Source organism: Methylorubrum sp. GM97, assembly GCF_024347855.1.
GTDB classification, from domain to species: domain Bacteria; phylum Pseudomonadota; class Alphaproteobacteria; order Rhizobiales; family Beijerinckiaceae; genus Methylobacterium; species Methylobacterium extorquens.
This window is the reverse complement of sequence record NZ_AP025942.1, coordinates 471,268-492,202: the sequence shown is the minus strand read 5'-3', so window position 1 is coordinate 492,202 and position 20,935 is coordinate 471,268. Positions and strand designations below refer to the sequence as shown.

The 20,935-nt window shown below is 67.8% G+C and carries 16 protein-coding genes; 4 read left to right on the top strand and 12 right to left on the bottom strand.

What is annotated here, in order from left to right; genetic code table 11:
* Positions 1 to 58: 58 nt before the first annotated feature.
* The 4 genes from MSPGM_RS02340 to MSPGM_RS02325 are packed head-to-tail and all read right to left on the bottom strand — an operon-like array spanning position 59 to position 6,236.
* Positions 59 to 1,258, bottom strand: coding sequence for an ABC transporter permease (locus MSPGM_RS02340; RefSeq protein ID WP_003599997.1), 1,200 nt, complete (start codon positions 1,256 to 1,258; stop codon positions 59 to 61).
* A 1-nt stretch (position 1,259) separates the two neighbouring features.
* A complete protein-coding gene (gene rbbA / locus MSPGM_RS02335; protein WP_003599995.1) occupies positions 1,260 to 3,998 on the bottom strand; it encodes a ribosome-associated ATPase/putative transporter RbbA in 2,739 nt (912 codons plus the stop codon).
* A gap of 7 nt (positions 3,999 to 4,005) precedes the next feature.
* Complete coding sequence (locus tag MSPGM_RS02330; RefSeq protein WP_003599993.1) at positions 4,006 to 5,037, bottom strand: HlyD family secretion protein; 1,032 nt, start codon at positions 5,035 to 5,037, stop codon at positions 4,006 to 4,008.
* The gene (locus MSPGM_RS02325) at positions 5,034 to 6,236 is read right to left on the bottom strand and encodes an acetate/propionate family kinase (RefSeq protein ID WP_003599991.1); all 1,203 of its coding nucleotides are present in this window, start codon (positions 6,234 to 6,236) and stop codon (positions 5,034 to 5,036) included. The genes MSPGM_RS02330 and MSPGM_RS02325 overlap by 4 nt, the downstream gene beginning before the upstream one ends.
* An 865-nt stretch (positions 6,237 to 7,101) precedes the next feature.
* Between MSPGM_RS02325 and MSPGM_RS02320 the strand changes: the two genes are divergently transcribed.
* Positions 7,102 to 9,489, top strand: coding sequence for a glycoside hydrolase family 65 protein (locus MSPGM_RS02320; RefSeq protein ID WP_012752092.1), 2,388 nt, complete (start codon positions 7,102 to 7,104; stop codon positions 9,487 to 9,489).
* Positions 9,473 to 10,219 (top strand): HAD family hydrolase, encoded by a 747-nt coding sequence (locus tag MSPGM_RS02315; RefSeq protein ID WP_003599987.1) that lies wholly within the window; start codon positions 9,473 to 9,475, stop codon positions 10,217 to 10,219. The genes MSPGM_RS02320 and MSPGM_RS02315 overlap by 17 nt, the downstream gene beginning before the upstream one ends.
* A 29-nt stretch (positions 10,220 to 10,248) precedes the next feature.
* Here MSPGM_RS02315 and mltG read toward each other — a convergent pair whose 3' ends face one another.
* The 5 genes from mltG to fabD all read right to left on the bottom strand — a co-directional run bounded on the left by mltG (position 10,249) and on the right by fabD (position 15,583).
* On the bottom strand, positions 10,249 to 11,652 hold the full coding sequence (mltG, locus tag MSPGM_RS02310; protein ID WP_003599985.1) for an endolytic transglycosylase MltG: 1,404 nt from the start codon (positions 11,650 to 11,652) through the stop codon (positions 10,249 to 10,251).
* 247 nt (positions 11,653 to 11,899) lie between these two features.
* Positions 11,900 to 13,162 carry a beta-ketoacyl-ACP synthase II gene (gene fabF / locus MSPGM_RS02305; protein ID WP_003599984.1) on the bottom strand — a complete coding sequence of 421 codons (1,263 nt, stop codon included), beginning with the start codon at positions 13,160 to 13,162 and terminating at the stop codon, positions 11,900 to 11,902.
* Between the two features lie 138 nt (positions 13,163 to 13,300).
* The gene (locus tag MSPGM_RS02300; protein WP_003599981.1) at positions 13,301 to 13,537 is read right to left on the bottom strand and encodes an acyl carrier protein; all 237 of its coding nucleotides are present in this window, start codon (positions 13,535 to 13,537) and stop codon (positions 13,301 to 13,303) included.
* A 263-nt stretch (positions 13,538 to 13,800) separates the two neighbouring features.
* A complete protein-coding gene (gene fabG, locus MSPGM_RS02295) occupies positions 13,801 to 14,541 on the bottom strand; it encodes a 3-oxoacyl-[acyl-carrier-protein] reductase (protein ID WP_012752089.1) in 741 nt (246 codons plus the stop codon).
* A gap of 109 nt (positions 14,542 to 14,650) precedes the next feature.
* Positions 14,651 to 15,583: an ACP S-malonyltransferase gene (gene fabD / locus MSPGM_RS02290; protein ID WP_003599977.1), complete on the bottom strand. Its 933-nt coding sequence runs from the start codon at positions 15,581 to 15,583 to the stop codon at positions 14,651 to 14,653.
* Between the two features lie 345 nt (positions 15,584 to 15,928).
* Between fabD and MSPGM_RS02285 the strand changes: the two genes are divergently transcribed.
* Complete coding sequence (locus MSPGM_RS02285) at positions 15,929 to 16,258, top strand: hypothetical protein (RefSeq protein WP_003599975.1); 330 nt, start codon at positions 15,929 to 15,931, stop codon at positions 16,256 to 16,258.
* A 60-nt stretch (positions 16,259 to 16,318) separates the two neighbouring features.
* Here the strand turns inward: MSPGM_RS02285 and MSPGM_RS02280 are convergent, their stop codons facing one another.
* Together MSPGM_RS02280 and MSPGM_RS02275 are read right to left on the bottom strand one after the other, a co-directional pair.
* Positions 16,319 to 17,512 carry an aminotransferase class I/II-fold pyridoxal phosphate-dependent enzyme gene (locus MSPGM_RS02280; protein WP_003599973.1) on the bottom strand — a complete coding sequence of 398 codons (1,194 nt, stop codon included), beginning with the start codon at positions 17,510 to 17,512 and terminating at the stop codon, positions 16,319 to 16,321.
* Positions 17,513 to 17,882: 370 nt separating this feature from the next.
* Entirely contained in the window at positions 17,883 to 18,956 is a 1,074-nt protein-coding gene (locus tag MSPGM_RS02275; protein WP_003599971.1) for a hypothetical protein, read from the bottom strand.
* 307 nt (positions 18,957 to 19,263) lie between these two features.
* Between MSPGM_RS02275 and MSPGM_RS02270 the strand changes: the two genes are divergently transcribed.
* Entirely contained in the window at positions 19,264 to 19,428 is a 165-nt protein-coding gene (locus MSPGM_RS02270) for a hypothetical protein (RefSeq protein WP_003599969.1), read from the top strand.
* 59 nt (positions 19,429 to 19,487) lie between these two features.
* Here MSPGM_RS02270 and MSPGM_RS02265 read toward each other — a convergent pair whose 3' ends face one another.
* Positions 19,488 to 20,852, bottom strand: a complete 1,365-nt coding sequence (locus MSPGM_RS02265; RefSeq protein WP_012752084.1) for an RsmB/NOP family class I SAM-dependent RNA methyltransferase — start codon at positions 20,850 to 20,852, stop codon at positions 19,488 to 19,490.
* Between the last annotated feature and the right edge of the window lie 83 nt (positions 20,853 to 20,935).

Genomic DNA, 20,935 nt, shown 5'->3' with positions numbered 1-20,935 from the left:
GGCAGGATCGGGCGGCCTCTCGGATGGCCGCCGGAACGCGGGGAGGGCGTGTCGGCGCTCAGTCTCCGAAGATCACGCGGCGGAAGCGAGCGAGGGCGAAGGCGAAATAGACGCTGCCCAGGGCTGCGAGGGCGAGGAGCTGCGGCCAGACGATGGAAAGGTCCGCGCCGCGGTAGAGCACCGCCTGGGCGAGGGCGACGAAGTGCGGCGTCGGGCTCACGGTCTGCACGAGATATTGCAGCCAGACCGGCATGCTCTCCATCGGCGTGCTGCTGCCCGAGAGAAGCTGCATCAGCAGCAGCACCGGGATCACCAGCAGGCCGAACTGTCCCATGGAGGTGGCGATGGTGCCGAGCAGGATGCCCAAGGCCGCCACGGCGAGGGCGTAGAGGCCTGCCCCGAACAGGAACAGGGCGATGGAGCCGGCGATCGGTACGCCGAGCCACCACTCCACGACGATGAGCAGCGAGAATCCGGCCGCCACGAGGATCACCATCCCGTTGGCGATGACCTTGGCGAGCATGATCTCGACGGGCACCAGCGGCATCACCAGCAGGTGCTCCACCGTGCCCTGCTCACGCTCGCGGATCAGCGCCGCCCCGGTGAGGATCACCGTCAGCAGCGTGATGTTGTTGATCACCTGCATCACCGAGGTGAACCAGCTCGTCTGGAGGTTCGGGTTGAACTTGGCCCGCGTCACCACCCGCACCGGTGCCGTGTCGTTGAGTTCGCTGCGGGCGGCGAAGGCGGCGATCTCCTGGGTGATGATGGTCTGGATGTAGACCGAGCCGTTGCCGGCCTGGGTCATGGCCGTGGCATCGACGTCGAGTTCGATCGAGGTTGGGTGGCCGGACAGCACGTCCCGCTGCAGGCGTGGGGGCAGATCGATCACGAAGACCAGCCGGCCTGTATCCATGGCGGGATCGACCTCTTCGGGACCGATCAGAACGACGTCCTTGAACAGCGGCGGGTTGAAGGCACTCACGATCTGCCGCGAGAGGTCGGATTGATCCTCGTCGACCACGCCGATGCTCACGTTGCGCACCTCGGTCGAGGCGCCGGAGGCGACGGAAACGATGGCGAAGGAGAAGGCGTAGACGACGAGGAACAGCATCACCGGATCGGCCCGGATGCTGCGCAGCTCCTTGACGATGAGGCGGAACACGTTGGCCACATGCGTGCCGAAGCCGAGCGGCGCGGGAGCGGGGACCTGGGCACGAGCGGGGACTTGGGCAGGGGCTTGGGCGGGAGCGGCCATGTCACGCCTCCTGCTTGCGCAGGAGCAGTTGCGACAGCACGAGGAACAGGAACGCGAAGCCCGCCAGCACCGCGATATTGGGCGCGAGTTCGATGAAGGGCAGGCCCTTGGTGAAGGCGCCCGCCGTGACTGGCTGGTACCATGCCGGCGGCAGCGAGAGCCCGATGATCCGCGCGCTGCCCGAGAGCGAGGAGATCGGGACCAGAAGCCCGGAGAAGTTGACCGCCGGGATGATCGACAGGAGCGCGGTGGCGAAGACCGCCGCGACCTGGGTCTTCATGAAGGTCGAGATGAACTGGCCGAACCCGGTGGTGGCCGAAACGTAGAACAGCGTGCCGAGCGCCAGGGCGATGAACGAGCCCTTCACCGGAACGTCGAACACGATCAGCGCAACGAGGACCAGCAGCAGGAAGCTGATCATCGCGATGCCGATATAGGGAAGTTGTTTGCCGACGAGGAACTCGAACTTGGTCACCGGCGTCGAGCGGAAATTGGCGATCGATCCCGTCTCCTTCTCGCGCACCACCGCGATGGCCGACATGATGGCGGGGATCAGGATGAGCAGCAGCATCATCACGCTCGGCACCATGGCGTTGACGCTGCGAAAGGCCTGGTTGTAGCGGAAGCGCGTCTCCACGCTCACGGTCTTGCCCGTTGCGGCGGCGCCCGTGCGTTCGATCACCAGCTGCTGAGCGTACTGGCTCGCCAGTGAGGTGACGTAGCCCCGGCTGGTCTCGGCCCGGAACGGCATCGCCCCATCAAGCCAGACGGCGACTTCCGGCACCCGGCCGGCCTGAAGGTCGAGACCGAACCGGGGCGGGATCTCCAGGGCGATCTGGACGCTGCCGCTGCGGAAGCGCTCGTCGAGTTCGGGTGCGGAGCGGATCGGCGCCTGTTCGCTGAAGTAGCGCGAACTGGTGAAGGCCTCGGTGAGCTGCCGGCTCTCCGGGCTGTTGTCCTGGTCAAAGGCGGAGAAGCGCAGGTTCTCGACGTCGAACGAGATGCCGTAGCCGAAGGCGACCAACAGCAGCATCGGGCCGATAAAGGCGAAAGCGATGCGGATAGGATCGCGCAGCAACTCCATCGTCTCGCGCCTTGCATAGGCCCAGAGCCGGCGCGGATCGAACAGGTGGCGATGCGGCGCGGGTCGCGGGGCGGCGGCGGGGAGATCCGCTGGCGGCCCGGCCGGCTCCTCCCGGTCGATGCCGGCGGCTTCGGCGAGATAGCCGATGAAGCAATCCTCCAGCGAGGCGCTGCCGCGCTCGCGCACGAGGTCGGCCGGCGTGCCGACAGCCAGCACCCGGCCGGCATGCATGAGCGAGATGCGGTCGCAGCGCTCCGCCTCGTTCATGAAGTGGGTGGACAGGAAGATGGTGACGCCCTCGTCGCGCGAGAGGTCGATCAGGGTGCGCCAGAAGGCGTCGCGGGCGATGGGATCGACGCCCGAGGTCGGCTCGTCGAGGATCAGCATGGCCGGCCGGTGCAGCACGGCCACCGCGAGCTGCAGCCGCTGCTTGATGCCGAGCGGCAGACTGTCGGGCCGCGCGTCCTTGACGGGTTCCAGCTCGTAGCGGTCGAGCAGCTCCCGGATCCGCACCGGCCGGTCGTGCGGCGGCAGATGGTAGAGCTGGGCGTGCAGCTCGAGGTTCTGCAGCACGGTCAGCTCGCTGTAGAGCGAGAAGGCCTGCGACATGTAGCCGACGTTGCGCCGGGTCTCCATGTCGTTGCTGCCGACGGGCCGGCCGAACAGCCGCGCGGTGCCCTCCGTGGCCGGTAGGAGGCCGGTGAGCATCTTCATCGTCGTGGACTTGCCGCAGCCGTTCGAGCCGAGGAAGCCGAAGATCTCACCGCGGCCGATACGGAAGCTGACATCGTCGACCGCGGTGAAGCTGCCGAAGCGCCGCGTCAGGTGCTCGGCCTCGATCGCCGGCTCTGCGTCGAGCCCCGGCGGGCGGGGCCGCAACACCACGGCCTTGTGCTGCGCCTGCTTCTCGGGCGGCAGGAGCGCGATGAAGGCCGCCTCCATGTCGGGCTTGGCCGTCCGCTCGAGCAGCTCGGCGGGGCTGCCGCTCGCGATGATCTTTCCGTCATCCATCGCCACCAGCCACTCGAAGCGCGAGGCCTCGTCCATGTAGGCGGTGGCGACGACGACGCTCATGCCGGGCCGGCGCGCCCGGATCGAGCCGATCAGGTCCCAGAACTGACCCCGCGAGAGCGGGTCCACGCCGGTGGTCGGCTCGTCGAGGATCAACAGGTCGGGATCGTGGATGAGGGCGCAGCAGAGGCTGAGCTTCTGCTTCATGCCGCCGGAGAGCTTTCCGGCGGGCCGCGACTCGAAGGGTTCGAGGCCGGTCGCGGTGAGCAGGTCGGTGATGCGGGTCCGCCGTTCGCGCTGTCCCTGTCCGAACAGCCGGCCGTGGAAGTCGATATTCTCGAAGACGCTGAGCGTCGGGTAGAGATTGCGGCCCAGTCCCTGGGGCATGTAGGCGATGCGCGCGCCCTGCGCCGCGCGGTGGCGTCGCTCCGCCATGTCGCCGCCGAGCGCCAGAACCTGGCCGGTCTGGATCCGGCGCACCCCCGCGACCAGGGCGAGCAGGGTCGATTTGCCGACGCCGTCCGGCCCGATCACCCCCACCATGCGCCCGGCCGGCAGGCCGAGCGACACGTCGTCGAGCGCGACCGTTCGGCCGTAGCGGTGCGAGACATGGTCGAGCCGGGCGATCTCGGCCGCGTCGGTCATGCCGGCCTCACGGCAGCTTCACGGCGAGGTCGGGCGGCCACGCGACGTTGCCCTTGATGCGCACGAACCCGATGCCGCGCACGCCGGTCTTCACCCGCTTGCGGTAGGTCTTCAGCACCTGCGGATCGATCTGGAGCTTGATGCGGAAGGTCAGCTTCTCGCGCTCTTCCTCGGTCTCGACGCTTTTGGGCGTGAACTGCGCGTCGGCAGCCACGAAGCTGATCGTCGCCGGCACGACGTATTGCGGAACCGGATCGAGGATGATGCGGGCCTCGTCGTTCAGCGCCAGCGGCCCGGCCTGCGAGGCCGGCAGGTAGATCGTCATGTAGACGTCCGAGAGGTCGAGCAGCGTCAGGATGCGGGTGCCGGCGCCCACCACCTCACCCTCCCGCGCCAGCCGGTACTGCACCCGCCCGTCGCGGGGCGCCCGCAGCACGAGATCGACCAGCATGGCCTCCAGCCGCTGCACGTCGGCTTCGGCGCTCTGCACGGCGAACTTGGCCTGATCCTCCTGCGCCTTGGCGGCGTCCAGCGCCGCCTTGGCCGCCTCGGCCTTGGCCTTGCGCTGGTCGAAGATCTGCTTGGCCATGTAGCCCTTGCCGACCAGCTCCTTGCCGCGGCTGTAATCGGCGTCGGCGAAGGTGAGGTCGCTGTTGCGCTGGGCGATCAGGGCGACGGCCTCGGCGAGGCTCTTCTTAGCCCGCAGCACCTGGGACTGGGCGCCGCGCAACTGCGCCTCGGTCTCGGGCGAGGAGATCGTGGCGACGACCTGCCCCGCGCTCACCTCGTCGCCCTCCTTGACGAGGAGCTTCGAGATTCGGCCCGCATATTTCGCGGCGACATCGACCTGCGTCGCCTCGATGCGCCCGTTCGACTTGGCGATGCCGTCCGGCATCTTCTGGCCGCGCAGACGGTCGATCAACTGCTTCAGGCGCGATTGTGCGAGGGACGGCGGTGGTGCCGCGACGGCGAAACCGGTGGCGAGCAGGATCGCAAGCAGGGCCCCGCGCGCCCTGGGGCCCGGCCTCGTCCGCCTCATGCCCTCGCCCCTGACGCGATTCGATCCAGCAGACGCATCGTGTGTTTCGCGATCATAAGTTCTTCGTCGGTCGGGATGACCCAGATCTGCGCCCGGCTTCCCGATGCATCGAGTCTTGCGACGCCCGAACCGTTGGCGTCATTGCTCAGGATCAAACCGGCCCAACTCAAATCGGCGATAATGCGCCGCCGGATCTCGGGCGCGTTCTCGCCGATCCCGGCCGTGAAGACGAAGGCGTCGAGGCCGCCGAGCGTCACGGCGAGGGCGGCAGCGGCCTGCGCGACGCGCCGGCAGAAGAAGGCGACCGCCAGGGCCGCCTCGGGCCGGTCGCTCGCCAGCAGCGCCCGCACGTCGTTGCTGAGGCCGGACAGGCCGAGCAGCCCGCTCTCGTAATAGAGCATGTGCCCGACCTCGGCCGGCGTCATGCCCCGATGCTCGATGAGATGCAGTACGACGCCGGGATCGAGCGCACCGCAGCGCGTTCCCATCGGCACGCCGTCGAGAGCGGTGAAGCTCATGGTGGTTTCCTGACTTCGGCCCTCCTTCAGCGCACAGAGCGAGGCGCCGGAGCCGAGATGGGCGATCACCACGCGTCCGCTCGCCACCTCAGGGGCGATCTCCCTCAGGCGCCCGGCGACGTATTCGTAGGACAGGCCGTGGAAGCCGTAGCGCCGGACGCCCTCGTCATGGAGGAAGCGGGGGAGGGCGAACCGATCGGACAATTCCGGGTGGCCGCGATGGAAGCTGGTGTCGAAACAGGCGACCTGCGGTAGATCGGGCCGGCGCTGCCGCAGCACACGGATCGGATCGAGGTTGCCGAGCTGGTGGAGCGGCGCCAGCGGGATGAAGGTTTCGAGCCTGCGCAACACGGCGTCGTCGATCAGCACCGGCTCCGCGAAGTCCGCTCCGCCATGGACCACCCGGTGCCCGACCGCGACGACCGTCGTGTCGCCGAGATGATGCAAAAGCCAATCGGCGAGATGGTGCTGGGCCGCCGAGGCATCGGGCACCTCGCCAGCCTCGAAGCGGCGGTCCTCCAAGAGGGCGCCGCTCCCGTCCGTCACCTTCAGCGAGGGCGTGCTGCCGATCCCGCTCATCCCCCCGCTCAAGCTCGGCGCGAGATCGGCGCCCTCGATGCGGTACAGCTTGAACTTGATCGACGAGCTGCCCGCATTCACGACGAGGATGCTGTCGCGCATCTCAATTCCAAGCCGGAGCCGCGTCAGGAGAAGGCGGAGCGACGGCCGTGGCGATCAATGGCCTCCTCGCAATGCCTCGCGAACGGCTGTCGTCGAGTTGTACGGGCCGCGAGATCCAGGATCGCATCCAACCTCTTCCCTCTATCGACCGCGCATCCAATCGAGTGAGCCGCCGTTGGCCCGATCTTGCCGAAGGAATAAAAACTCTTCCGAAGCGAGCAAATGATGATCTTGGACTTCTATCGAGAGCATGGCGGTAGAAGGATTGCCAACTTGTCCCGATAACATTTGATCAATAATTGAAATCTCATGCATGGAAGGTCCGTGCACCTGTCGTTCAACACGGACAAATCGGTCTGGTTGCGTAGATTTGCTACGATGGTGAGCTGAAATCTGTCGCGACTGCTGTCGGGTGCGGGAACCGACATCGCGCAGCCTGCATTTGCAAAAGCGCAACGGTTTCTACCTCGGCTGTTGCGCGAGCTTTGTCACGGCCTCCCCTGAGTCGAACAGGGGCGTTCAATTCGTATTCCGACAGGTTATTTGTCAACGAAATCAGCAATCGTTTCGCAGAACCCTGGTCTCGCCGCTTCAACAGGCACTCCCGCGTTGAGCCGAAGTGGAGACCGCTTCAGCAGGCAAGAAAACGCGAAAACAGAGGTTTGATCCCATCGACCGGTCCGAGGTGATCGGTCACCACACGAGAGCACCTGAAGCCGTCGCTGTGCTCCTGGAGACCACGGCCGATGCCATCCCGCTGCATCCGGCGCCGGGGCGACGCCATCGATACCGATGACGCCGGCCATCGGCGCGCAAACGATGGCGCGGCGGCGACATCCCCCGAAACGGAGAGAACGGACGACCGATGCTGCGCCCGCGCCTCATTCCACCCACCGACATGTTTCCCCCGAACCCCTGGGCGGTCGAGGCCGTCCGCTACGATGGCCGGATGGCGCGCGAACTCACCGGGCAGGCGGAGACGATGTTCGCTCTGTCGAACGGCTATCTCGGGATGCGCGGGGTCACCGACGAGGGAATGCCGGTCCGTGAGCCGGGCACCTATCTGAACGGCTTCTACGAGTATCGCCCCATCGTCTACGGCGAGCGCGCCTACGGCTTTCCGACCGTCGGGCAGAGCATCCTGAACTGTCCCGATGGGACGGTTCTGAAGCTGTCCGTCGATGACGAGCCCTTCACCCTCCCGGAGGCGGAGATCCTCTCGTATCGCCGGATCCTCGACTTCAGGGCCGGCACTCTGAGCCGGGACGTGTCGTGGGTGACGCCTGCGGGCAAGCGCCTGAATCTGCGCACGCTCCGCCTCGTCTCCTTCGCGCATCGCCATCTCGCGGCGATCACCTACGAACTCACAGCCGAGAACGCCGAGGTGGCGGTGGTGATCGCGTCCGAATTGCGGAACGATCAGCCCCTGGCCACCGATACCAGCGATCCCCGCTTGGCGGAGGGGTTCGTCGGGCGTGTCCTGCATCCGACCGGAACGCAGTCGGAGGCGCTGCGCTCGATCCTCAGCTATCGCACCGGGAGTTCGGGGCTGGTGCTCGGCTGCGGCATGGACCACGTCGTCACGGCCGATTGCCCCCTCGCCGTGCGGGCCGCCTGCGACGACGATCTCGCCACCGTCGTTCTACGCGGCGTTCTCGCGCCCGGCGGGGTGATCCGCATCCAGAAATACCTGAGCTACCACTACTCCGGCAGCGTAGCGCCCGAGCAGATCCGCTCCCAGGTGGCGTGGACGCTGGACCACGCGGTCGAGAGCGGCATCTCCTCCATCGTCGCGCGCCAAAGGCGGGACATGGACCGCTTCTGGGAGCGGGCCGACGTGACGGTGGAGTCGGCCAGCCCGCGCATACAGCAGGCAATCCGCTGGAACCTGTTTCAGTTGATGCAGGCCTCGGAGCGGGCGGAGGGCCATGGCATCGCCGCCCGCGGACTGACCGGGCGGACCTATGAGGGACATTACTTCTGGGACACCGAGGTCTACGTTCTGCCGTTCCTGATCTACACGAATCCGCCGATGGCGCGGAGCCTGCTCAAGGTCCGCTACGACATGCTCGACTGCGCCCGCGACCGGGCCCGGGAACTCGGGCAACGCGGCGCGACCTTCCCATGGCGGACCATCAACGGGCGCGAGGCCTCCGCCTATTATGCTGCGGGGACGGCGCAGTATCACATCAACGCCGACATCGCTTACGCGCTTCGCAAATATGTGGAGGTGAGCGGGGATGTCGATTTCCTGCGCCGCTACGGCGCCGAGATCCTTGTCGAGACGGCACGTCTCTGGTGCGATCTCGGGTTCTTCTCCGAGCGGATGGGCGGCCGCTTCTGCATCCACGGGGTGACGGGGCCGGACGAATACACGGCGCTCGTCAACAACAACTGCTTCACGAACCTGATGGCTCGGGAAAACATGCGCTACGCCGCCCAAACCGTGCGGATGCTGGAGCGCGACCACCCCGCTAGCTTCGATGCCCTCGTGCGTCGCACCGGCCTCGATCCGGACGAACCCGATGCCTGGGATCAGGCGGCCGAGCGAATGTACCTCCCCTACGACGAGGCGCTGAAGGTCCACCCGCAGGACGATACGTTTCTCGAATTGGAGAGATGGGATTTCGCCGGGACGCCGGAGGATCATTACCCACTTCTACTGCACTACCACCCGCTGAACCTCTACCGCGCGCAGGTGATCAAGCAGGCCGACATGGTCATGGCCATGTTCCTGCTGAGCGAGCAATTCACGCCCGAGGCCAAGCAACGGAATTTCGCGTATTACGACCCGCTGACCACCCACGACTCGTCTCTGTCCGTCTGCATTCAAAGCATCGTCGCCAACGAGATCGGCCTGCGGGAGAAGGCGTTCCATTATTTCAACTTCGCCGTGGCGATGGACATCTCCGACATCGGCGGAAACATGATGCACGGCGCTCACATCGCGGCCATGGGCGGCACGTGGCTCGCCCTGGTCTACGGCTTTGCCGGGATGCGCGATACGGGCGGGCGCATCACCTTCAACCCGTGCCTGCCCGATGCCTGGACGCGGCTGAGCTTCACCCTGACGGTGCGCGGCCAGACGATCCGGGTCGCGTTGAGCCACGCCTCCGCCACCTACACGTTGCTGGCGGGCGACGGCTTGACCCTCTGGCACAGCGAGGAAGGCGTCCGCCTGTCGGGAGCGGAGCCTTCGGTCACGAAAGCGATCCGCCGGCCGGCCGGGGACGACCATGCCGCCCAACCGTGATGCCGTGCCCCGAATGTTGAGCGCGGTGATCTTCGACGTCGATGGTGTGTTGGTGGATTCGCCCCACGAGCAGGCGTGGCGCGAGGCCCTGGCGGGGTTCGCCGACCCGGCCGGCTTCACCACCGCCTTCTACCAAGCCCATGTCGCGGGCAAGCCGCGCCTGGAGGGCGCGCGGGCCACGCTGGAGCGTCTCGGCAATGCCGAGGTGGCTGCCCATGCTGCTGCGTTTGCTGAGAGGAAGCAGGCGGTGATCGACCGCCTGATTGCCGAGGACCGCTTTGTGGCCTTCCCGGATGCGATTCGCCTCGCGGTCGCGCTGCGGGATACCGGGTTGCGCATCGTGCTCGCCTCGTCCTCGAAGAACGCCGACGCGATGCTGGCCCGCGTGATCCTGCCTGACAGGCGCACGCTGCGGTCGCTGTTCGATGCGGATGTCAGCGGGCGCGACGTGCCGCGCGGCAAGCCCGATCCGGCCCTGTTTCAGCTCGCCGCCAAAGCCGTAAACGTGCCACCGTCCCGCTGCCTCGTCGTGGAGGACGCGCCAGCGGGCATCCGGGCGGCACAGGCCGGCGGGATGGCCAGCCTCGGTATCGCCCGCCTCGGCGACGAGGCCCTGCTGCGGGCGGCCGGCGCCGATCTCGTCGTGACCTCCCTCGACCAGCTCGATGTCGCCGCCTTGGGCAGCGGGAGTCTTCGCACCCGATCCGTCGAGGCAGCGCACGAGCCGTGAGCGGCACCGGCCCCGCGCCGTCTTTGCCTTTACGGGTTGCGGAGTGCCGGCACCGTCTTCGGTGAGCCGAGATCGTAGGTCTTGTTGCGCAGGGGATCGAGCCGGGTGCCTTCGGAGGCGTCGAACGCCTTCGGGCGCGGGCCGCCCGCACCGCCATCGCTGGCGCCGTCGATCGCGAAGGCCGAGTTCGAGCCCGGCGCGTAGGCCGAGGCGCGGCCGGGAGCGGCGCCGGGTTGGCCGGAATTGGGCTCGGCGGTGTTCGGATCGACCTTGTCGACCGCGCCCGGATCGGCCGGCTGCGATTGCTGACGGGACCGCTCGACCTGCCGCCAGCGGGTGACGTTGCGCTGATGACCCTCCAGCGTGTCGGCGAAGGCGTGGCCGCCGGTGCCGTCGGCGACGAAGAACAGATCCTTGGTCCGCGACGGGTTGGCGACCGCCTCCAGAGCCGCGCGGCCGGGATTGGCGATCGGGCCGGGCGGCAGGCCCTCGATCACGTAGGTGTTGTAGGGGGTCGCCCGCTCGATTTCGGAGCGCATGATGCCACGACCGAGGGTGCCGCGCCCGCCGACCAGGCCGTAGACGATGGTCGGATCGGATTGCAGCTTCATCCGCTTCTGCAGCCGATTGACGAACACGCCCGCGACCCTCGGACGCTCGTCGGCCCGGCCGGTCTCCTTCTCGACGATGGAGGCCAGCGTCACCATCTCGGCCGGCGTCTTGACCGGCACCTCGGGGCTGCGGCGCTGCCAGATCTGGTTCAGCACCTCGCGCTGCTTGGAGCGCATCAGGTTGAGGATCTGCTGGCGGGTGGCGCCGCGCTCGAACTTGTAGGTGTCGGGGAGAAGCGAGCCCTCGGGCGGCGTCTCGGAAATCTCGCCCGAGAGGATGTCGTTGTCCCCGAGCCGGGCTACGATCTGCTCCGAAGTCAGGCCCTCCGGGAAGGTGATGGCGTGCTGGACCTGACGCCCGTTGGTCAGGGTCTCGATCGTGTCCTTCACGCTCGAATGGGCCTTGAACATGTACTCGCCATGCTTCAGCGGCCCCTTGCCGCCGAATCGGGCGGACATCTCGAACAGGCTCGGATGATCGATCACGCCCTCACGGGCGAGGATGCTGGCAATCTCTGAGGTGCCGCTGCGGCTGGGAATCACCACGACCTTGTCGGCGGAGAGCGGCCCCGGCTCGGAGGTCTGGCGATTGAGCAGGGTCAGGCCGATCAGGGCGCCGAGCGCGAGGACGACGCCGAGGGTGAGGAACCCGCTGATGGTGGCGAGCAGGCCGCCGCGGCGGCGCTCAGGCTTCTCGGGCGGGGCCGGGGCGACGGTGGGCTTGATGGCCTCGCTCGGGCTGCGCGGCGAAGGCCGGTTCGGAAGCGACGGCTCCTCGGAAGCGGGCGGCGGAGACGGCGGCTCTTGTCGTCTGCGAAACATCCGGAATCCTGCTGTGGCCCTACGCGAAGATCCGTCCAGAGCCTTCGGTGCCGGTCGCTCGACCCGAAGGCGGAGCGCGCGACGCCGCGGCACGATGGGCGAAGCCTCGAGTGTCTCTCACGAAACGCTCGCTCGTGGACCGGGCGTTTTGTGAGGCAGTGTAAGCAGTTTTGTGGCGAAATGGCGTTGTCTGCGGCAGAGCCGCCGCAGCCGACACGCGTTCAGGCCCAGGTTGCCGAGGCTGTGGTCAGGCGACCCGGCGCATCAGCAGCGAGGCATTGGTGCCGCCGAAGCCGAACGAGTTCGAGAGAACCGTGTCGACGCGCTTGCGCTTGGCCTCGTGCGGGATGAGGTCGATCGCGGTCTCGACCGACGGATTGTCGAGGTTCAGCGTGGGCGGCATCACGCCGTCGCGGATGGCGAGCACGGAGAAGATCGCTTCCACCGCCCCGGCCGCGCCGAGCAGGTGGCCGATGGCCGACTTCGTGGACGACATCGACGCCTTGGACGCGGCATCACCGAGCAGACGCTCGACGGCCTTTAGCTCCAGCTCGTCGCCGAGCGGCGTCGAGGTGCCATGGGCGTTGATGTAGTCGATCTCGGACGGGTCGATCCCGGCCCGCTTCACCGCCGCCTTCATGCAGCGGTAGCCGCCGTCGCCGTCCGGGGCCGGCGAGGTGATGTGGTAGGCGTCGCCCGACAGGCCGTAGCCGATGACCTCGGCATAGATCTTGGCGCCGCGCGCCTTGGCGTGCTCGTACTCTTCGAGCACGACGATGCCCGCACCTTCGCCCATGACGAAGCCGTCGCGGTCGCGGTCGTAGGGCCGGGAGGCCTTGGTCGGCTGGTCGTTGAAACCGGTCGAGAGCGCGCGGCAGGCGGCAAAGCCCGCGAGCGACAGCCGGTTGACCGGCGCCTCGGTGCCGCCGGCTACCATCACGTCGGCGTCGCCCAGCGCGATCAGCCGCGAGGCGTCGCCGATGGCGTGCGCACCGGTGGAGCAGGCGGTGACGACCGCGTGATTCGGGCCCTTCAGCCCGTGCTGGATCGAAACCTGCCCCGAGGCGAGATTGATGATTCGGCCGGGAATGAAGAAGGGCGAGATGCGCCGCGGACCCTTCTCATGGAGGGTCACGGAGGCGTCGTAGATCGTGCCGATGCCGCCGATGCCCGAACCGATCAGGACGCCGCTGGCCTCCTGATCCGCGTCGGATTTCGGATGCCAGTCGGCATCGTCGAGCGCTTGGCCGGCGGCGGCCATGGCATAGACGATGAAAGGATCGACCTTGCGCTGCTCCTTGGCCTCCATCCACAGATCGGGATTGAAGGTGCCGTTGGAGCCGTCGCCGAAGGGCAGCGTGCAGGCGATCCGGCACGCGAGGTCGTCGGTCTGGAACGCGGTGACCGCGGAGGCTCCGCTGTCACCGGCGATGAGGCGGCTCCAGGTATGCTCGACGCTGCCACCCAGCGGCGAAACCATCCCTAGTCCCGTGATCACCACCCGCCGCATTGCCCGATCCCAACCGATCCGCTTAAGTCCCTAAAGGACGCTTTTGCCCTGAAGGACCGTTCCGTCCTGCAGGGCGCTTTGTTCAAAACGTGACGGCGCGCGGGGCCTCGTCGACCCCGCCCGCACGAGCCCACCGCCTCAGGCGGAGTTCTTTTCCAGGAACTTGATCGCGTCACCGACCGTCTGAATGGTCTCGGCCGCGTCGTCCGGAATCTCGACGTTGAACTCCTCCTCGAACGCCATCACCAGCTCGACGGTGTCGAGGCTGTCGGCGCCGAGATCGTCGATGAAGTTGGAGGCCTCGGTGACCTTCTCAGGCTCGACGCCCAGGTGCTCGACGACGATCTTCTTCACGCGCTCGGCGATATCGCTCATCGTTGTTGGTCCTCGTCTTCTCGATCGTGATGGTGTGTGCTTCTGACGAAAGCGCCGTGGCCGCCTCACCCACTTCGGGGCTTGTTTTGGACGGCCGGTGTTCGATCGCGCGTGGTTTGGAAAAAGCCGCAACCCGCTGAACCGTCAACTCCCCTGCACGGCTGAGCCGGGTGTTAACACAGGGTTTCCGCTCTGGCGAGTGGCGGTTCAGAAAGCGTTCATCGCCGTGGTTTTCCGGTTGGAACACCTCTTTGTGGACATTCTCAGTACATCGCCATGCCGCCATTGACGTGCAGCGTTTGGCCCGTCACGTAACCCGCTTCTTCCGAGGCGAGATAGACTGCGGCGGCCCCGATTTCGGCGCCCGTGCCGAGTCGGCCGGCGGGTACGCGGGTAAGAATCGTCTCGCGCTGCTTCTCGTTGAGCGCGTCGGTCATCGCCGAACTGATAAAGCCGGGCGCGATGCAGTTGACCGTGATCCCGCGCGTCGCAACCTCGGCGGCCAGAGCCTTGGTCATGCCCACCAGCCCGGCCTTGGCCGCCGCGTAGTTGCCCTGGCCCGGATTGCCGGTGGAACCGACGACCGAGCCGATGCCGATGATGCGGCCGTGGCGGCGCTTCATCATCCCTCTGAGCGCGGCCCGCGACAGGCGGAAGGCGGCGGTCAGGTTGACGTTGAGCACCGCCTCCCATTCCTCGTCCTTCATCCGCATGAAAAGGTTGTCGCGGGTGATGCCGGCGTTGTTGATCAGGATGTCGAGGCCGCCGAGCGCTGATTCGGCGGCCGGAAGCAGCGCTTCCACCGCCTCCTTGTCGGCGAGGTTGGCCTCGACCACCGTGACGCGCTCGCCGCCGAGTTCTGCCGCCAGCTCGTCGAGCACCGCGCGGCGGGTGCCGGACAGCGCGACATGGGCGCCCTGCGCGTGCAGCGCCCGGGCGATCGCCCCGCCGAGTCCGCCGGTCGCGCCGGTGACGAGGGCCTTGCGGCCGGTGAGGTCGAACATGGTGTCGGCTCTTCTGGTCGTCGTGGAAATTCGGAGTGCCTCATAAAACGCCCGGTCACCGATCGTCTGCCCTTGGGCACGACGGCAAGGGGCGTTTCGTAAGAGACGCTCAGGCGTAGGCGGCGACGTCGTCGGGAGTGCCGACCGCGCTCGCGGTCGCGCTCGGCGCAATCCGCTTGACGAGGCCGGTCAGCACCTTGCCGGCGCCGAGTTCGAAGAAGCGGTCGACGCCCGCCTCGGCCATGGCGGCGACGCTCTCGCTCCAGCGCACTGTTCCGGTGACTTGGGTGATCAGCGCGTTGCGGATCGCGTCGGGCTCGGTGAGCGGGCCGGCCGTGACGTTGGCATAGACCGGCACGGCGGGGGCGTGCATCGGCACCTCGGCCAGCGCCCGGCGCATCGCTTCGGCGGCGGGCGCCATCAGCGCGCAATGGAACGGGGCGGAGACGTTGAGGAGCACCGCGCGGCGCACGCCGCGGCTCTGTGCCAGCGCCATCGCCCGCTCCACCGCCTCCCGGTGGCCGGAGAGCACGACCTGCCCCCCACCGTTGTCGTTGGCGACATCGCAGACCAGACCCTCCGCCGCCTCGCCGGCGATGTCGCGGGCGGTGGCGAGATCGGGCCCGATCAGCGCAGCCATGGCGCCGATGCCCGGCGCGACGGCCCGCTGCATCGCCTCGCCGCGAATCCGCAGCAGGCGGGCGGTATCGGAAATCGAGAAGGTGCCGGCGGCTGCGAGCGCCGAATATTCACCGAGGGAATGGCCGGCGACGAAGGCCGCATCGCGCGCGAGATCCAGGCCGCGCTCGGCTTCCAGCGTGCGCAAAACGGCCAGGCTCGCTGCCATCAGCGCCGGCTGGGCGTTGGCCGTCAGCGTCAGCTCGTCGGACGGACCCTCGAACATCAGGCGCGAGAGGTTCTGGCCGAGCGCCGCATCGACCTCCTCGAACACCTGCCGGGCTGCCGGAAACGCTTCGCTCAGCGCCTTGCCCATGCCGACGGCCTGGCTGCCCTGACCCGGAAAAATGAACGCTCGCTTCATGTCGTCCCGTCGCATCGGCGCCGGAACGGATGCACCGGCGGATCGGTGTCCCGTCCGATGTCACGCGGTACCGTCGCCGTCACGAGAGGGACTGGCGGTACCCGGATCGCCGGGAACTCCGTTTAAGGTGCGGCGCAGTCGCATCACGTGCGGCGAGTGTCAACAACGCGCTGCACAAGATCAGAGCAGCGGAAAAGCCAAGCTCGACCACGGAATCAGGTGCCCGATCACGGTCGAGCTTGGCCTGCGCCCTCGAACATTATCGATGTCACGACCAGAACCGGGTGCATTTCCGCGCATTGATCGAAAGGCCCTCGCGTGGATGGGCCCTGCGAGACACACCCCATGTTCCGCACGATGTATCCCCAGGAGGCGGTCGGGCACGCCCATGCCCTGATTGGCGCCTACGAGACCGCCCATGCTGGGCTCGCCCGAATCTCGCACGAGTTCCGCCGCGACTTGTGCCTGGCCCTGGACAGACTCGGTCCCGGCGCGGCGCCCTATCTGCGGGTCGTCCGCAGTGATCTCGAAGATCGCACCTCGGCGGCACGCGCGACCTGGCCGCTCTGGATCGACCGGCTCACCGATCCGATGATCGATCGCCGCCTGATCGCGTCCCGTGCGCTGCTCGATGCCGTCGAGAGCGAAGCCGACGCCCGTGGGATGATTCTCTGACGATTCTGTTCCGAAGCCTCGAACACCGGCTTCGTACAAACGGCGTGCCCGGCGCCGCGACTAGGCGGCGACGAGCAGGTTCGGTCGGCGCGAGCGCTCGGCCAGATCGGCGCGCGCCCGGTCCAGCGCCTCGGCGACACCGAGGGCGGCGCGCGCGATGTCCGCGTCGGAATGCTCGGCGGTGACGTGCATCCGCAGGCGGCTGGCCTCGCCTGACGCGGTGAGATCGACCAGCAGGCCGAGTTCGATCAGGCGCGGGGCCGCAAGGCGGGCGAGTTCGCCGGAGCCGATCGCGACGGAGACGCTGGTGCAGGGCTCGCCGCAGACGGTCAGCGCCCGCTCCCGCAGCGCCGTGCGCAGGTTCAGCACGTTGCGCATCAGCCGGGCGCGGCGTTCACACCCGTCGGCCTCGTCGATGAGGGTGAAGGCCTTGAGGAGCACCGCGATCTGAATCGGCGAGAGCGCCTGCGCGTCGGCCTCGGCGGCCCGCAGACAGGCCGTCACCGCGCGGGTGCGGGCGGCGACGAAGCCGCCGTTCGAGGCGAAGCTCTTCGTGAAGCTGCCGGTGACCAAGTCGGCCTTACCCAGCATGTCCTGAAGGCCGAGATGGCCGCGCCCGTCCTCGCCGAGACAGCCCAGATCCTGGGTGACGTCCACGAGGAGCGTCGCACCGTACTCGTCACAGAGCGTGCGCAGGGCGGCGAGGTCCGGCGTTCCGGAATCGAGCGGCGACAGGCTCTCGGTCACGACGAGGATGCCGTTCTCGGTGTCGCGCGCCCGGATGGCCCGGAGCCGGGCGCGGCAATGCTCGGCATCGAGATGGCGGAACGGGTGGAGGTGTGCGGTGGCCGCCTCGGCACTCTCCCGGAGGCCGCTCCGGATGGCGGCATCGATCACCACGTGGTCGGTCGAGCGCACGAGACCGCGGACCACGGTGCGGGCCGCGGCACGGCCGGTCGCGCAGAGCAGAGCCTCCTCCATCTGAAGGAAGTCGGCGATCCGGCGCTCCAAGGCCACCGAGAGACCGGGATCGCCGGCCTCGGCCGCAGCGCAGACACTGCGCACGCCGAAGCGGCGGAGGGTGTCGGCGGCGGTGGCCACGATCTCCGGGTGGGTCGAGAGGCCGAGGCAATCCTGCGAGGCGAAGTCGAGCCCGCGGAGGGGGCGGTCGCCGAAGGAGGCGGCCTTCGGCAGAAGGTGGACGCCGTCCGTGCGATCCCCGTCCGTCGCGTCGGTCTGTTCACGATGTCTCATGCCATCCCGTCCGATGCCGCGCCAATCTCGAGATCCGACTTTCGGCGGTGGCGGCTTGCCATCGGGTTAAACGGCAACGGTCCAGAGAAAATGCATCGGCGCGTATTTAACGAAATGCTTCTTTCGCGCTTTCGAACTGATCGCCGATTTCGCGCTTCGGTGCCGAGATGATGAGGGCGCCGGCCCGGCTAAACTTATCGAAACGTGAATCGAGGCTGCCGGAAATCTTTCGCAAACCATTTTGGCGCGGCCCGGATGGGCTGCTGCCTCGCGGCAATGATGAATGCAGCTGCCCTTTGAACGGTTTGGGGCCGCCGCCTTGTCCAGGCGGCGCCCCCGAGCGTCGTGCACAACCGGGTTCCGCGTCGGATCAGATCACTGGAAGCCCCGCCATGCTCGCGCCGATCCTGTAGCCGTCGCCGAAGAGGGCTTCGTGCGCGAAGTAGTAGACACCGAGGAACAGCATCAGCGCGCTGGCATAATAGACCGGCGCCAGAACCACGTCCCGGCGGGTGGCGGGGACCCGGACATCGTCGGCGGCGATCGCGATCAGCACCGCGATGATGCCCGAATGCCCGATGGCGTCGACCTTGCCGAATTCGAAGATGGCCGAGATGAAGACCGCCGTCAGGATGATCGCCGAGGCGCGGCGCACCAGGGGCGTCCAGATCAGGGCGAAGGCCAGCGTGAACTCGATGATGCCGGCGGCCTGCATGAAGAGTTCCGGCGAGGCGCCCATCGTCATGGCCGGCTTGGCGGCGATGAGCGGATCGGTCCAGTGCGGGTAGGCCCACTTCTCGACCGAGGCCCACATCAGGGTGATCGCGGCGGCGATGCGCACCACGTCGATCGGGCGCTGGCCGAACAGGTCGCGATCGAGGGCGGTCAGGGCGAGGAAGGCGGCCACGCCGAGGAACACCGGATAATCGGCAAGGTGAAACACGCCGTAGTTCCAGACGGCGAAGCCGAACAGGAACACGATGCCGGCGGCGGTGAAGGGAAGGGTGCGCTTCCAGAGCAGACCGGCGGCCATGGCGAGCTGGAGCCACGGGATCCAAGTGGCATCGGTCTTCAGTTCCGGCGTCAGAATGATGCCGCCGAGGTTCCAGAGCGAGACGAGGAAGAAGCCGATCACCGCCCGCACGATGAGGCCGCTATGGACCCGAGCAGACGCGGTGACGCGGTCCAGCGCGTTGAGGAGCGCGGTGCCGAGCGGCGTGCCCTCCATCAGACAGCCGAACATCAGGCAGACGAGCGCTAATCCGGTGAGAAGCTCGAAGTCGGCGCAGAGAACCTGTTCAAGGCCGCGGGGCTGCCCGGCGACGTCGAAGGCACAAAACCATTTGACGTGGGCGCTGGCCGCCTCGGTCCCGAAAATCAGGAAGCCTGCTGCGCCTGCAAGCATGAGAGGAGAGCGCACCCAGAAGCTGGACACGTGAGACATGGAGCCGCCGAAACGGGAGGGAAGTTCGTTGTGCAGGAGAAACTTAGCGCAATCCGATGGGCCTCGCTAAGGCTTTGTTTACCCACTTGAACGATTGGTTAACGAGGATTGTGTAACAAAGGTTATGCAACCTCGGGGCGTTCGACATGCCCGGTCGATGCGTCGTCTTCCCAGGGTGATCGGCGAAGCTGTGGAGAACGGGGGTAGCGGGGATGCCCAGCAGCGCCGCGGGCGCGTTAACGCTTCGGAAGGCCGTGTTGATGACGGCTGGACCGGCTCCGCGCGGGTCGCTCGATCGGGACAATGAATGATTGCATTGCTCAGCCTCGTCAGCCTGACCTGCGGCCTCGCTCTCGCCGGACAGGCGCCGCGCTTTCCCGGCTGGACGGCCCGCATGGAGATGGCCGGCGGTCTCTCGCTCGTGACGGGTCTCGCCACGGTGGGGGCCGGACTGAAGGCCTACTGCATCTGAGCCGCATGTTGTGAGCCCGGTCCGCGGACGGACCGGATCACAGGATCACACGTGCGGGCTCAGTCACGCCGCCGCAGAAGGCTCGCGAAGAACCCGTCGAGGCCACCCGCCCGCCCAATGCCGCCCACGACGTGACTGGGCAAGGTGCGCAGGTCGCCCGAGGCGTCGATCAGCTCGGCATGGCCGGACAACCGGTCGGGCGTGATCGCGATCCGCTCGAAATCCGGATTGCGGGCCAAGAACGCCGCGACTTGCGCGCTGCCTTCCTCGGGCTCCAGAGAGCAAGTGCAGTAGACCAAGCGCCCACCGGGCCGCGTCAGCCGCGCGGCCTTGTCGAGCAGGCGGCGTTGCAGGCCGGCCAAGCGGATCACGTCCGCCTCGCTCTTCGTCCAGACGACATCGGGATGGCGACGGATGGTGCCGGTCGCCGAGCAGGGCGCATCGAGCAGCACCGCGTCGAAGGGCGCGTCCTCCGGCAGAGCGAGGGCATCGGCGGTGACCACTTCGGCGGAGAGGCCGAGGCGTTCGAGGTTCCGCCCGAGGCGTTCCAGCCGCGCAGCCGAGCGGTCCACCGCCGTCACCGCGGCGCCGGCGGCCGCCATCTGGGCCGTCTTGCCGCCGGGCGCCGCGCAGAGATCAACGACGCGCTCGCCCGGGACAGGCGCGAGCAGCCGCACCGGCAGGCCGGCGGCGGCATCCTGCACCCACCATGCGCCCTCGGCGTAGCCGGGAAGCTCGGCCACCGCCTGCCGCACCTCGGCCAGCCGCACCGATCCGAGATCGAGCCGGATGCCCCCGAGTCGCTCGGCCCAGATGTCGGGATCGTGGGGAATCGTGAGATCGACGGCCGCACCTTCGAGATGTGCGACGGCGATGCGGCGCGCCGCGTCCTCACCGTAGGCGGCCTGCCAGCGCCGGGCGAGCCAGTCCGGGGTGTTGTGGGCGAGCGGATCGCTCTCCTGCGCCCGGATCGCGTCACGCTCGCGCGCGATCCGGCGCAGAACGGCGTTGACGAGGGGCACGAGGTGCTGGAGCTGCGGATCGGCTTTGGCGAGGCGCACCGAGAGATCGACGGCGGCGTGGTCTGCCACCGCCAGATCGAGGATCTGCGCGGCACCCGTCACCAGCAGGGCGAGGAGGTGGGGCCTATCCTCCGGCAAGCCGTCCCGCAGGCGGGCGGCGAGCGCCGCCTTGATGAAGCCGAGGCGGCGGAAGCTCGCTGTGGCGATCGCCCGAGCCAGCGCGGCTTCCCCCGCATCCAGCCCCGCGCCGCGGGCGGCCTGGGCGAGCGCGTCCTCGAGCGCTAGGCCGCGGGCGGGCCCGAGAAGGGTCGCCACCGCTTCCCGCGCAGCATGGCGTGCCGCAAGGCCGGGGACCGACGGGTCGAAGGGGGGCGGCGGGCGGCGGTTGGGGGTCGGTGCCACGCGTAAAGGGCCGTTCTGGGCTAAAAGGGATCGGCGGGGTCTCGCCCCGGAGCCGACGCAGTCACATCTGTCGGCGAGGGATG

Bases quoted from the DNA above. Each gene is read 5' to 3' on its own strand.
- MSPGM_RS02285 (WP_003599975.1), top strand. From the start codon at position 15,929: ATGTTCCGCACGATGTATCCCCAGGAGGCGGTCGGGCACGCCCATGCC.
- MSPGM_RS02320 (WP_012752092.1), top strand. From the start codon at position 7,102: ATGCTGCGCCCGCGCCTCATTCCACCCACCGACATGTTTCCCCCGAAC.
- MSPGM_RS02325 (WP_003599991.1), bottom strand. From the start codon at position 6,236: ATGCGCGACAGCATCCTCGTCGTGAATGCGGGCAGCTCGTCGATCAAG.
- fabF (WP_003599984.1), bottom strand. From the start codon at position 13,162: ATGCGGCGGGTGGTGATCACGGGACTAGGGATGGTTTCGCCGCTGGGT.
- rbbA (WP_003599995.1), bottom strand. From the start codon at position 3,998: ATGACCGACGCGGCCGAGATCGCCCGGCTCGACCATGTCTCGCACCGC.
- fabG (WP_012752089.1), bottom strand. From the start codon at position 14,541: ATGTTCGACCTCACCGGCCGCAAGGCCCTCGTCACCGGCGCGACCGGC.
- fabD (WP_003599977.1), bottom strand. From the start codon at position 15,583: ATGAAGCGAGCGTTCATTTTTCCGGGTCAGGGCAGCCAGGCCGTCGGC.
- MSPGM_RS02270 (WP_003599969.1), top strand. From the start codon at position 19,264: ATGATTGCATTGCTCAGCCTCGTCAGCCTGACCTGCGGCCTCGCTCTC.
- MSPGM_RS02300 (WP_003599981.1), bottom strand. From the start codon at position 13,537: ATGAGCGATATCGCCGAGCGCGTGAAGAAGATCGTCGTCGAGCACCTG.
- MSPGM_RS02315 (WP_003599987.1), top strand. From the start codon at position 9,473: ATGCCGCCCAACCGTGATGCCGTGCCCCGAATGTTGAGCGCGGTGATC.
- MSPGM_RS02330 (WP_003599993.1), bottom strand. From the start codon at position 5,037: ATGAGGCGGACGAGGCCGGGCCCCAGGGCGCGCGGGGCCCTGCTTGCG.
- mltG (WP_003599985.1), bottom strand. From the start codon at position 11,652: ATGTTTCGCAGACGACAAGAGCCGCCGTCTCCGCCGCCCGCTTCCGAG.
- MSPGM_RS02340 (WP_003599997.1), bottom strand. From the start codon at position 1,258: ATGGCCGCTCCCGCCCAAGCCCCTGCCCAAGTCCCCGCTCGTGCCCAG.
- MSPGM_RS02275 (WP_003599971.1), bottom strand. From the start codon at position 18,956: ATGTCTCACGTGTCCAGCTTCTGGGTGCGCTCTCCTCTCATGCTTGCA.
- MSPGM_RS02280 (WP_003599973.1), bottom strand. From the start codon at position 17,512: ATGAGACATCGTGAACAGACCGACGCGACGGACGGGGATCGCACGGAC.